The sequence below is a fragment of the Gracilimonas sp. genome, from assembly GCF_040218225.1.
In the GTDB taxonomy this organism is placed as follows: domain Bacteria; phylum Bacteroidota; class Rhodothermia; order Balneolales; family Balneolaceae; genus Gracilimonas.
On sequence record NZ_JAVJQO010000008.1, the window covers coordinates 422,515 to 434,622 of the forward strand.

15 protein-coding genes and 1 tRNA gene are annotated in these 12,108 nt (G+C 40.4%); 1 reads left to right on the forward strand and 15 read right to left on the reverse strand.

Annotated features, from left to right (window positions below):
* Positions 1 to 122: 122 nt before the first annotated feature.
* The 15 genes from RIB15_RS13160 to RIB15_RS13230 form a co-directional block, all read right to left on the reverse strand.
* Complete coding sequence (locus RIB15_RS13160) at positions 123 to 836, reverse strand: SDR family NAD(P)-dependent oxidoreductase (RefSeq protein WP_350202628.1); 714 nt, start codon at positions 834 to 836, stop codon at positions 123 to 125.
* A gap of 7 nt (positions 837 to 843) precedes the next feature.
* Entirely contained in the window at positions 844 to 1,494 is a 651-nt protein-coding gene (locus RIB15_RS13165) for a 7-carboxy-7-deazaguanine synthase QueE (RefSeq protein ID WP_350202629.1), read from the reverse strand.
* Positions 1,487 to 1,876, reverse strand: a complete 390-nt coding sequence (locus RIB15_RS13170; protein ID WP_350202630.1) for a 6-pyruvoyl trahydropterin synthase family protein — start codon at positions 1,874 to 1,876, stop codon at positions 1,487 to 1,489. The genes RIB15_RS13165 and RIB15_RS13170 overlap by 8 nt, the downstream gene beginning before the upstream one ends.
* 97 nt (positions 1,877 to 1,973) lie before the next feature.
* The gene (locus RIB15_RS13175) at positions 1,974 to 2,594 is read right to left on the reverse strand and encodes a thioredoxin family protein (protein ID WP_350202631.1); all 621 of its coding nucleotides are present in this window, start codon (positions 2,592 to 2,594) and stop codon (positions 1,974 to 1,976) included.
* Positions 2,595 to 2,597: 3 nt separating this feature from the next.
* Positions 2,598 to 3,083, reverse strand: coding sequence for a TlpA family protein disulfide reductase (locus RIB15_RS13180; protein WP_350202632.1), 486 nt, complete (start codon positions 3,081 to 3,083; stop codon positions 2,598 to 2,600).
* Positions 3,083 to 3,433: an MGMT family protein gene (locus tag RIB15_RS13185; protein WP_350202633.1), complete on the reverse strand. Its 351-nt coding sequence runs from the start codon at positions 3,431 to 3,433 to the stop codon at positions 3,083 to 3,085. The genes RIB15_RS13180 and RIB15_RS13185 overlap by 1 nt, the downstream gene beginning before the upstream one ends.
* Positions 3,430 to 4,287 (reverse strand): Rossmann-like and DUF2520 domain-containing protein, encoded by an 858-nt coding sequence (locus RIB15_RS13190; RefSeq protein WP_350202634.1) that lies wholly within the window; start codon positions 4,285 to 4,287, stop codon positions 3,430 to 3,432. The genes RIB15_RS13185 and RIB15_RS13190 overlap by 4 nt, the downstream gene beginning before the upstream one ends.
* A 2-nt stretch (positions 4,288 to 4,289) precedes the next feature.
* On the reverse strand, positions 4,290 to 5,042 hold the full coding sequence (amrB, locus tag RIB15_RS13195) for an AmmeMemoRadiSam system protein B (protein WP_350202635.1): 753 nt from the start codon (positions 5,040 to 5,042) through the stop codon (positions 4,290 to 4,292).
* A gap of 95 nt (positions 5,043 to 5,137) precedes the next feature.
* A complete protein-coding gene (locus tag RIB15_RS13200; protein ID WP_350202636.1) occupies positions 5,138 to 5,776 on the reverse strand; it encodes a 4'-phosphopantetheinyl transferase family protein in 639 nt (212 codons plus the stop codon).
* A 54-nt stretch (positions 5,777 to 5,830) separates the two neighbouring features.
* Positions 5,831 to 5,922: transfer RNA gene (locus RIB15_RS13205), tRNA-Ser, on the reverse strand.
* Positions 5,923 to 5,994: 72 nt separating this feature from the next.
* Positions 5,995 to 6,579 carry an energy transducer TonB gene (locus RIB15_RS13210; RefSeq protein ID WP_350202637.1) on the reverse strand — a complete coding sequence of 195 codons (585 nt, stop codon included), beginning with the start codon at positions 6,577 to 6,579 and terminating at the stop codon, positions 5,995 to 5,997.
* A 92-nt stretch (positions 6,580 to 6,671) separates the two neighbouring features.
* A complete protein-coding gene (locus RIB15_RS13215) occupies positions 6,672 to 7,397 on the reverse strand; it encodes a lysophospholipid acyltransferase family protein (protein ID WP_350202638.1) in 726 nt (241 codons plus the stop codon).
* A gap of 1 nt (position 7,398) precedes the next feature.
* The gene (gene murQ / locus RIB15_RS13220) at positions 7,399 to 8,334 is read right to left on the reverse strand and encodes an N-acetylmuramic acid 6-phosphate etherase (RefSeq protein ID WP_350202639.1); all 936 of its coding nucleotides are present in this window, start codon (positions 8,332 to 8,334) and stop codon (positions 7,399 to 7,401) included.
* Position 8,335: 1 nt separating this feature from the next.
* Positions 8,336 to 9,838, reverse strand: a complete 1,503-nt coding sequence (gene accC / locus RIB15_RS13225; protein ID WP_350202640.1) for an acetyl-CoA carboxylase biotin carboxylase subunit — start codon at positions 9,836 to 9,838, stop codon at positions 8,336 to 8,338.
* Positions 9,839 to 9,906: 68 nt separating this feature from the next.
* Positions 9,907 to 10,890 (reverse strand): squalene/phytoene synthase family protein, encoded by a 984-nt coding sequence (locus tag RIB15_RS13230; protein WP_350202641.1) that lies wholly within the window; start codon positions 10,888 to 10,890, stop codon positions 9,907 to 9,909.
* A gap of 194 nt (positions 10,891 to 11,084) precedes the next feature.
* Between RIB15_RS13230 and RIB15_RS13235 the strand changes: the two genes are divergently transcribed.
* Positions 11,085 to 12,104: a LacI family DNA-binding transcriptional regulator gene (locus tag RIB15_RS13235; protein WP_350202642.1), complete on the forward strand. Its 1,020-nt coding sequence runs from the start codon at positions 11,085 to 11,087 to the stop codon at positions 12,102 to 12,104.
* The last annotated feature ends 4 nt before the right edge of the window (positions 12,105 to 12,108 follow it).

Sequence of the window (12,108 nt, forward strand, 5' to 3'; positions counted from 1 at the left end):
CTTAATATTTGCAGAAAAAGTTATTCTGATTTCAACTTTTTTGCAATGCAGAAGTTAGCACAGATTAAGTTACGGAATTTAAGTTAGGTTGGATGTACTATAAAAAACTTCTAATAACTTTTCTACATTGGGGCCACTTCTCCACCCTGAGGCATTAATATAATCTCTTCTACTACACTTCTCGGGCTTAACTCTGAGAAAGAAATGATAAGCTTTCCCACATCTTCTGGATCGATAAGTTTTGTTTTATCAATATCAACATCATGCCAGGATGTTGAAAATGTCTGCCCAAGGTTAATAGCTGTCACAGCGATATTGGAACTCATTAGCTCTTTCCGGAGCGAACGTGTATACCCCAATAATGCATGCTTTGACATTGAATAAGCACCACTCTCTTTTAATCCCTTCAAGGCTCCCATTGAACTTATATTCACTATCAAAGCCCTCTCCGCGTTCTTAAACTCCGGAAGAAGAGCATTTGTAAGATTATAGGCTCCAACGGTATTGATCTGAAACTGAGATTCAAACTCCTCCCTGGTTGTATCCTCTAGTTTCTTAAATAAAAAGGAACCGGCATTATTAATAAGAATTCCGGGGTTATACGTTGCGAAATTAATTTCCGCTACTTTTCTCTCATCAGTAATATCCAAAGAAACGATATGCACCTGAGATGCACCTTCATTCAAACACTCTTCTTTAGCTGATACCAACTCCTGCTCATTCCTGGCAATTAATACTATTGGACGTTCCGTACTACGGGCAAATACCTTAGCTATAGAAAGACCAATGCCTTTACTACCCCCCGTAATTATTACTGATTGGTTGCTAAAAGACATCGTTCGATTATGGTACTTTTAAAAATTTATGTGTCTGCAAACTAATGCCCCATTCCGGGTTTTCTTTCACATAATCTACAATCAAGTCTATAGATTTTGGAGTTTCCCATTCTGGCTGTAGTAAAAGACGTGTGCCTTCAGGACACTTAGCCGCATTTTCTTCCGCCCACTTCAGGTCTTTGTTGGTAAGCACGACCACCTTTAGCTCATCAACATACGCAAATACTTCTTCGGTTGGTTTCTTGAACCGCTTTGGAGAAAGAGTTATCCAATCCAACTGTCCTGATAATGGAGATGAACCGCTTGTTTCTATGTGAACCTGGAACCCAGCTGATTTCAATCCGAGGGTAAGTGGCAATAAATTGTGCAAAAGAGGTTCTCCACCTGTAATTACTGCAAAAGGTGCACCGCTTTCCTTTGCTGCGTCTACCAATTCTCTTACCGTCAACTTTGGATGCCCTTCTTCTTCCCAGCTTTCTTTCACATCACACCACCAACAATTTACATCACATCCAGCCGTGCGGATAAAATAAGAGGCCCTGCCAGTATGGGCGCCTTCCCCCTGAATAGTATAAAAATGCTCCATCACCGGATATTCAACATCCAGATAATCTTTATCATCTATAATTAGATCCGTATGATCTTGTGTTCTAAACATCTTTATCAGTGTATTCAACCCAGCTTGTTTCTGTTTCCCATACTGTCACATTAAGTTCTATTCCTTCTGGAATCCTGCTTTTTGTTTCTTTATGAATAAATTCGGCAATTCTTTCGGCAGTGGTATTTTCCGGCATTAGTTCATTTAAAAAACCATGATCAAATCCGCCTTTTTCAGAATCTTTGGCCACCCATTTCAATTCCTTGAAATCGCAAACCATATCTGGTGTATCTAAATATTGGGAAGGATTCAGCTTATTCGATTTTGCGGTCATCTTTACTTTATATGAATGGCCATGCATTCTTCCACACTTTCCATCATAACCTTCAATGAAATGAGCAGCATCAAATTTAAACTCAGTATGTAGTGTCCAGGTTGGCATTGTATAGTCTGTAATTTAGATATCGTTTGTGGTGATATCATTCAATAAAAAAAGCCACGTTGTGGCGTGGCTTAAAATTACGGGTTTTTCTGTAAAATTACTTGGTCCGCTTTATGGTACATCCAAGCGACTTAGTTTCTTTAGTACTGATTTCAGTTCCATTAATTAGCTGGTTAATAGCATCTACTGTGTAGGCAGCTTCTACAGCACCTGCATCGTCTGCGTTATCATCGATAGCTCCGTGATATACCAGCGTTAAATTTTCATCAAAAAGGAATATTTCTGGTGTTCGTGTTGCACCAAAAGCATCAGCAATTATATGGTTCTCATCCAATGCATAAGGAAAATTATACCCCTGCTTCTGAGCACGCTTTTTCATATCAACCATAGATTCTCCACGATCGCGAATTCGTTCATTCGGATTAAGGGCGATCATCCCGATATTATTAGTTTCAGCCAGATCAGCCAGACCATTATAACGATCTTCCCATTTAGCCACCCAGGGACAAGTATTACAGGAGAACATAACGAGCAATCCATTTTCTCCTGCTACCTCAGCGAGAGTAATAGTACGACCAGAAGTATCTTCAACTTCCTGATTTATTTGTGGTGCTTTATCTCCAATTTTTAGCGCAGCATTGTTAATCTGACTTTGGGTAAAAGCCGTCAAAATCACTATCGCTGATAATCCCAATATAAGTTTAGTAAATTTTTTCATGGCTTAATCCTCGTTTATAACATTAACTATTTCAGATTCAAACGTCTCTAATTCCGCTTTACCCTCCCATGAGGCCGTTACGTTTCCTTCCTTATTATACACAATGGTGAATGGAAGTGCACCCGTCCATTTATTAGAAATGGTGGTGATGAATTCATTATCTTTTCCAACCTTGAAGTACGTTTCGAAATCAACACCTTGTTTCTTGAGAAACACTTCTGCTTCATCCCTTGCTTCCCTGAAATCACCAGAAACTAAAATAAGCTTAAACTGTCCTTCATATTTTTCATTTAATTCCATCAAGTATGGAAATTCCTCTATACAGGGAGCACACCAGGTTGCCCAAAAATTCATTAAAACTGGCTTCTCCCCTTCATATTCTGCTACTTTTGCCATAATCTGATCAGCAGTAGCATCTACCAAAATCTTATCACCGGAAAATGAAAAGCTCACAAATATTAGTATGAAACTGATTATTGCTGATTTCATCATGACTCTTTATTAAGTTCTGTAGGATTCCAAAAATGCTTTTCTATATCAACGGTGTATTCTTCTTTAAATTGAACGCCTTCTTGTATCAGACGTTCCCTCATGGTGTCTCCTTCAAAGTGTGCTCGACCTGTAAGTTGTCCCAGTCTATTCAAAACCCGGTGTGCCGGTAATTCATAGCCTAAATTATAGCTACGGTAATTGTTCATGGCATACCCAACCATCCGGGCTCCCGACTGAACCCCGATATAACCTGCTATGGCTCCATAGGATGTAACTTTGCCCTTGGGTATCTGAGATACCACATCATATACCCTTTCATAAAAATCGCTGGTCTTTTTTGAACTCAAGACAGTAACTTTCTTATTTCTTCAAGAGAATTGGAATCACCGGTTTTTCGCACGGCTATTTTAACGGCCTCAATTCCTAATGTTCTATACAAAGAAAGCAGTTCAGGAGCTTTTTTCAAACTTTCGATGTGCTGTTTTACCGTTTTTAGATCACCTCTTGCTATAGGTCCTGTGAGAGCTTCTGTAACACCTAATTCTTTAACGTTCTGAAGAGTATTTTCCATTAAGGGAGTAATTGCTTTCAGGGCTGTTTCTTCCGGTACATTACCCAGAGATGATATTTTTGAAACCAACTCAGCAAGAACTACTAAATAATTGGATGCCACAACAGCCGAGGCATGGAGCAAAGGTTTGGCTTTCGGTTCAACCCGAAAAGAATGGGCTTTTAAATTATCAGCTATCTTTTCAAGTTTGAGCATGGCCTCTTCTTCTCCTTCCACATCAAACCAAGTACCTTCAAAGGAATTCGTTTTTGGAGTGATGGCTTTCATAGGATGAAAAGAAGCTACTGAAACACCTTTTTTTTGCATTGAAGATAGCACCACAGAGGAATGTGCTCCTGAACAATGAGCAACAATTTTTCCATTTAATGCAGCCAGACTTTCTGATAAAGCCTCTGATATGGATTCAATGGCATCATCTGATACGGTAATAAAAATGATATCCCCAAGTTCTCCGGATTCCTTTGGCAGTCCTTTGGTAAAAATGGTATTCGGAAATTTCTTAATAAGATCGGGATCAATTTCAGAACGGTTATAAACAGATAAAACCTGGTAACCAGCTTCTGAAAGCACATTTAGAAATGCTGTACCCACACTTCCCAATCCTATTATGGTAATGCGGGGCTTTTCCATAATCAGACCATTTGAGGTTCAGTTCTTTTGGCATATCCACAAATGTGGGAGGCGGATTCAATATGATCCAGGAATTCCACATCATATCCCCAGGAGCGTGCAACCAGAATTCCGCTCATAAAAGCGCGAGCTCCTTTCACCGTCTTCTCGTTGCTATTCAGATAATGCATAAGACCTGATTCCTTGTTGTTGACTACCAGCGAACGCAGCTTCTCCAATTCTTCAGGATTTGAAGCGGGAACATCACAACAATAAACAATGAGTGCGTTTCTGTTAAGTAAAAGTTCGTCCAGTGTATAGGCTAATTCACGAATAATCGCCGGATCATAATCACCAATCTGCAGGCTTACTACTTCAAAATCTGTAAAACAAGCTTGTAAGATCGGAAGTTGGGTAAACAGGCTCATTTCTTCACTGTAACCTTCATCAGCAATAAAAAAGTCGTCTTCTTCATCACAGAATTCATTTCTCAGGAAATCATTAACGGGTACTTCACCAAAGCGGGTTTCGAATACCCGATTGGAAGGCATGGCCAGCTTTTTTTTCAAATGCCCCGTATATGATTCAATTACTACAACCGTATCAAACTTTTGATTTACCACGGTTTTATAAGTTGTACACAGTTCCCCGAAGTTATGCTCACCAATATTATTGGGCACAAAAAGCATCCGAACATGTTCGGAATTGGTGTTTAAGTGTTTAGCATTTTTAATGTGTTCCTGAATCTGCTGCTGTGTTAGACTTTGAACATCCATAATTGTGTGCTGATGATGATATTTCATTTAAAAAAACAAAAAAGCCCGGAGATACCTTCCCCTCTTTCCTGAGAAATGATACTTCCGAGCTTTTGTCAAATATGTTTGCTTTGATAAGCTAATGCTATCTGATGGTTTGTTACCCTGAAACTACAAATTTCAAATAATTTATCATTGTTAAATCTTACAGAAAAGCGGTTTTTTTGATTTTTTATAATGGTGAGTTCATTAAGATTTGTTCTAAGCCCTGTTCCCAAACATTTTACGGCAGCTTCTTTAATCGTCCAAAGCTTTACTGGTTTTTCTGCAGCCAGGCTCTCTCTCTCCTGCTCATTAAGAATTCTGTGCACCACCGCCTCATTTATTTGCCGGTCAACATGTTCAACATCAAGGCCTATATTTTTTGAAACAGAAAGCGCACAATATACTTTACTTGTGGAATGTGTAAAACTCAGATAGATTAGCTCCTTTCCATGGCGGGCGTAAGGTTTCCCGAGTTCTTCTTTCACCAAATCTACTTGGTCAGATGATATGTTTAAATCGTTTAACAGATGTCTGAATAAACGTCTGGCTGTTACATATTCAGCCTTACGATTGTTGCTAGAAAAACTTTCATATTCTTTTCGCTCGTCTTCTGTGAGGATATCTAACGAGCCAGCAGCATTAATTTCCGCTTCTCCAAGAATTACATCATCCGGCCATAAATCGATGTGCTTAGTTTCTAATCTTTTCATGATCCAAGTATAAGGATTTTTAGAAGAATGAGACGTTAACAGATGGGCAAAAAATGGCGGAGAGGGAGGGATTCGAACCCTCGGTACCCCGTAAGGGGCACACTCGCTTTCCAGGCGAGCCCGTTCGACCGCTCTGGCACCTCTCCGTTTGAAATTAGATGAAAAGCCTTATCGAAGGGCGCCTAAGATAGAAGTATTTATACCCTATATCAACGTAATTAGAAACCAATATTAAAACTATTTTGAACATACGTTTTTACGGGCCTTCCATTATCCCTGGCTGGGGTAAATCGCCATTTCCCTGCAGCCTGAAGTACCGCTTCCATGATGCCGTATCCAATCTGATTTACAACTTCATAATTTCCATCTTTGTCGAAAACACGGATTTCTGAGATGTAATAATCCTCTACCTGTCCATTTATACCCACTAGAAAAGTAACCAGCACCCGGGCTTTGATATTTGCTTGCTTGGCAGCTTCAGGAACAGTTGGTTCTACTATTCGCACCAAACCAACAGCCTGATCCGGGCTTCCTACAAACTCTCCTTCTCCCTGAGTTTCAGAAAAACCTTCTTCCCCTTCAGCCTCATATTTAGAAAGCAGGTCATCCATGTCGGGGAAATTGACTTCTGTTTCTATAATTTCATCGTTTGGAACAGGTACAGGAACTCTCGGTTTTGGAGGTGCAGCCGGGGCAGATGTTTGGCGGGTCACAATGGAATTCTCGATATAAACCACTTCTTCAGCAAAAGTGTCAGTATATTCTTTGACAGCATTAGGTTCAATGGGCCAAAATTTGAGCATGCAAATAATAATCAACTCCGCACATATTAGAGACAGCATGAACCGATGTTCATGTTCAAGCTCATCGAAGTAAATGTCTCGAAGTTTATTGATCAAGTGCGTCTTAATTCTGTTAAGTGTTGTTTCATGAGTTCCCGGGTATGGTCCTTGAGCTCTTTCATATCTTCAAATTCAGCCGGATCAATGGCACCGAGAACTTTCAGCTTGAATGTGGCGCTAGGATTCAGGTTTTTTGAACCAGACGGCATTGCGTCAAAGCCACCATCGATTACCATTGGCTGTAACTTAAAGCCATATTCTTTAGAAAGAAGGAATGGCCCATTTTTGAACGGTTTTAGTTCACCATCCATTGTGCGTGTTCCTTCCGGAAAAATCATTACCGGAACCAGATCTCTTAATGGCTCAATCAAATTATCCAGTTTTTTAAGTGCTGTTTTACTGGAGCGGTTTATGGTTAGATGTCCGGTTAGCCACACCAGCCAGCCCATAACCGGAATATAGGTGAGGCTTTTCTTTGAAACCCATTTCATTTTCCATGGCAAATGGTAAATAAATGCCATATCCAGAAAGCTCTGGTGGTTTGAAACAAAGATGGTTGGTTCTGATGGATCGTATTTTTCGGTTCCTTCGAACTCCATTTTCCACCCAAAACTGGCTTTCATCATGCATCTCGCCATTAAAGAAAGTGTAAAATTTGGAGCCTTCCGATACTTGTCGAAAGGAAAAGTAACCAGAAAGACGGCCAGTATAATCACAAAGAATACGAGAAAAAGCAGGGTGAAATAGCTAAACACCCAAATACTGAATAGCCGTCTCATTTTATTTATTAATATTTAAAAGTGCTTTTCTCACAAAACCACCATTCTCACTTAGCAGATTTTTTGCTTCGTTCACCCCCATATTTCCCAAGGCCATAAGCAAAGCAGTTTTGACATGTCCACCCGTTTGGTCTAAAAGTGTTTCTGCGGTATCGTAATCAACATCAGAAAATATCATCAGAATCCGCTTCGCTCTTTCTACAAGCTTTTCATTTGTCAACATCAGATCTACCATTACGTTTTCATAGATCTTACCCTGACGAATCATGGCTCCTGTTGTAATCATATTCAACACCATTTTTTGGGCAGTTCCGCTTTTCATACGGGTGCTTCCCATAATAACTTCTGGCCCTACAGGTACATCAATCAAATAATCAACATCCAGTTCAATTTGATCAGCCGGAACTGTAGTTACTAAAATGGTTTTACAGCCTCGCCTGGATGCTTCTTTAATAGCTCCATGCACATAAGGCGTTCGGCCGCTGGCAGCCAAACCACAAACTACATCTGGCGGAGCAACGTTAGCACCATCAACAGCCTGAGCTCCTATTTCTTCTGAATCCTCAGCTCCTTCCTGGGCTACATACATAGCGTCTTTGCCACCCGCTATAAATCCCTCCACCTTTTCAGGAGAAACTCCAAATGTAGGCGGGCACTCAGCTGCATCAAGCACTCCAAGCCTGCCACTTGTTCCTGCTCCAAAATAAAGCAGTCTACCCCCCATCTGAAAGGCATCACTTACCAATTCAATAACATCAGCTATTACATCCAGTTTTTTTTCAACCTGGTGGGCTACTTTCTGGTCTTCCGCATTTATGAGTCTTGCAATTTCGCCTGCTGAAGCTAAGTCTATTTCAAGTGTTGATGAATTTCTTTTCTCCGTTGCTAAATTTTCTAGTTTCTTAAAAAGCTTCTTTTTCTCTTCTTTAGATTTCAATTTACTGCTGTCCTTTTCTGTTTTTCCACCAAAGTGTTGATTCTCCAACTCCGTTTTCCAACAAAGCTTCAGTCTCTGGTTGTGATTGATTATTCTGTTTCAGTAACGATGCCGCAAGTGCAATATCATCAGCGGGCAACTTTTCCTGCATTTCTTCAGGTTTAAAATGATCTTTAACGAAATGGGTATCATATTTTGCCTCGATAAAAGCCGGGTGCCTTAGGGTAAATTCACAAAATGGGATCGTGGTTCTGCAACCTGCTATTTCATACTCATTCAAAGCCCGTAGCATCCTCTTGCGTGCTGCCTCTCTGTCCGGACCGTGTACACTGAGTTTGGAGATCATGGGGTCATAATTAATGGTAATCTGCTGCCCCTCTTCCACTCCGGCATCAACCCGAATACCCGAACCGGTTGGCACTCGGTGTTTTTTCAGAAGTCCGGTACTTGGCAAGAAGTTTTCAGTTGGATCTTCAGCGTAAATCCTGCACTCAATGGCATGTCCGTTTATTGATAAATCCTCCTGTTTGATTGGTAACTCTTTTCCTTCAGCAACTAAAATCTGGAGTGCTACCAAATCTACACCTGTGATCATCTCTGTTACGGGATGTTCTACCTGTAAACGGGTATTCATTTCGAGGAAGTAGAAATTCAGATGTTTATCTACGAGGAATTCAATCGTTCCGGCTCCTACGTAATCGACCGCTTTTGCGGCTTCAATAGCTGCTTTAGCCATATTTGCTCTCAGTTCATCCGTTAATAGAGCACAAGGGGCTTCCTCTATCACCTTCTGGTGCCGTCGCTGAATTGAGCATTCCCGGTCATAAACATGTAATACGTTTCCTTGCGTATCAGCCATAATCTGAAACTCAACGTGCCGGGGTTCTTCAAGGTATTTCTCAATGTAAATACGATCATCCCCGAAAGCATTTCTGGCTTCTGATTTTGCCGCTTTGATGCTGGCTTCGAATTCTTCTTTTTTGTGAACGATACGCATCCCTTTACCACCACCCCCGGCTGCAGCTTTTACCAAGATAGGATAACCTATATCATCTGCTACACTTCTTGCTTCTTCAATATCTTTCAGCTCGCTTTTAAGTCCCGGAGGTGTTGGGATTCCAGCTTTAGTGACCAATTCCCGTGCTTCGGTTTTATCCCCCATCAGGCGGATCGCTTTTGGCTCTGGCCCAATAAATATGATATTCTCTTTCTTACAGCGTTTGGCAAAAGCTGCGTTTTCACTCAAAAAACCGTATCCGGGATGTACTGCATCAGCTCCGGTTTGTTTTACTGCATCAATGATTTTATCAATCACCAGATAACTCTCGGAAGAAGCAGCTTCTCCAATAAATACAGATTCATCTGCATGAAGTACATGAGGTGAGTGGGCATCAGGACGAGAATAAACCGCCACTGTTTTTATTCCGAGCTCCTTACAAGTATGAATAACCCGAAGTGCAATCTCTCCTCGGTTAGCTATGAGTACTTTCTTAATTTCCGCCATAAAATCCTGCTTTATTTTTTTCTAATAATAGGACTTTACGCAAAGATTCTCCAAGCAAAAAGCAGATTTTAACTGGCTGTATTTAAATCCAGAAAAGCACGGGGCAAAATCGAAAGTTTTTCCGTGTAATTGAGATAAGCTCTGTGATCGAAAACGTTGTAATTATTCTCTTCAATCTTATCAAGAATGCGGCCGTAGTTGTGTCTGGCCAGATAAACCGGCAACCTGCTATCACTTGATAGCAGAGAAATTCCCAGATCAGCTTTTGAATAATACTCCCTTGCCCTCTTAATCTGGAACTCCATTAAGCTCCTGAACTTTTCATCCAGAGTATAGGAAAACAATTCACTTTCAGTGATTCCAAAAGTTTTGAGCTCATTTTGTGGTATATAAATCCGTCCGCGACGTAAGTCTTCTCCTACATCCCGCAAAATATTTGTCAACTGCATGGCAATACCCAGATCAACAGCGTAATCCAGAGCTTTACTATCTACGTAGCCGAACACCTCGCTGGTCATCAACCCTACCACAGAAGCTACTTTATAAGAGTAGTCGTAAACCTCTTCAAAATTTCTGAACCTGCTTTTAACCAAGTCGGTCTTAACGCCATCCATCAGCAAGAATGGCAATTCCATCGAGATCTTATATTTTTTTAGGGTATCGGAAAAGGCAGTAAGAATTGGATCATCAACAATACGCCCATCATATACATCAATAAGACGTTGCTTAAACATCTCAAGCCTTTCATCTACCTGATCAATTGTAATTTTTTTATTGTGAATGAGATCCTCTGCTTCGTCTACTAAATCATCCAGGTATCTGCATAATCCGTAAATAGCGAAAATACCCCGCTGCTTTTCGTTGGGAAGAAAGCGTGTAGCCATATAAAAAGTCTTGGCATGCTTCTTTGTTATATGCCGGCAATGAGAGTAAGCTTCCTTTAGCTGTTCATCCTGTAAATCCTCAATCACAGACTTATGAAAGGAAGTACGTTCGTACAGCGGGCGAAATACATAGTATGGCAGACGTAGAATATTCGTAATCATAATCATTTGTTTCTCTCTTGCTAAAGCCTTAATTGCTTTAAAAAAGTTCCCGCTGTAAATAGATAATTATCAGTTTTTCTTTATAACATTTTGAAAAGAAGATGTTTATACTTGAAACTTGAAAATGGTTATATTGAGTTAATCCAATTCTATTATCTTTTAAGCTCAACGAGTATATAGTGCTAAATAATTGAGGTATAATGAATAAGAAAGTGACAATTTATGAGGTTGCGAAGCGAGCTGAGGTTGCAATCTCTACGGTTTCCAGGGTACTTAACGGATCAGAGAATGTATCGAAGGTAACAAAAGAGAAAGTTGAGAAAGCGATTAAGGAACTTAACTTCCGCCCACAGGTAAGCGCTCGTAAGCTTGCGAGTAAAGAGCCTCAGATGCTGGCCATTGCGGTTCCTTCTTTTACAACCCCCTATTTTAATGAGGTACTGAAAGGTGTAAAAGATGAAATCAAAAAAATGGATCTTGATATCATTATGTACAATACGGGCTCTAAGCAACCTGAAGAAGCTGTACAGAACTTCTTTGATCGCGGTACAGCCGATGCAGTTATTCTCTTATCCATTGATGTAAGCGATACCGTCCACGAACTTATTCAAGCTACACAAACTCCGGCTGTGCTGGTAAATGCCTCTCATCCCTCTTACAATTATTTTATGCTTAATGACTACCAGGGAGGATATCTGGCGGGTGAGCATTTGGTTAAGCAAGGGTTTGAGGAGATAGGAATGATTACCAGTGTCATCGAGTCAAGAGCTTCACTGCAGCGAATACAGGGATTTAAAGATGCACTGAAGAATTATAAGATGAAAATTGACAACGCTCTGTTTATAAGCGGAGATTCTACCAAACATGGTGGATTTACCGAAGAGTCTGGCTTTGAAGCCATCTATAAATTTGATAAGCTCGGCCGATTTCCAGAGGCTATTTTCTGTTCCAATGACACGCAGGCTGTTGGTGCTATTTATGCGCTTTCAAAACTTGGCATGAAAGTGCCTGATGATATTGCCATCATGGGATACGACAACATTAAGTTGAGTAAGTATCTGGAGCTCACCACCATCGATCAGAAGATGTATACTATCGGTGTGCAGGCTACAAAACGTCTTGCCGAAATTATCACCAAACCCAATGATGAATTGTATCAAACCACCATAAATCCGGTGCTGGTACAGCGAGGTTCAACAGAAAATAAAAAAGCTAAATAAGAAG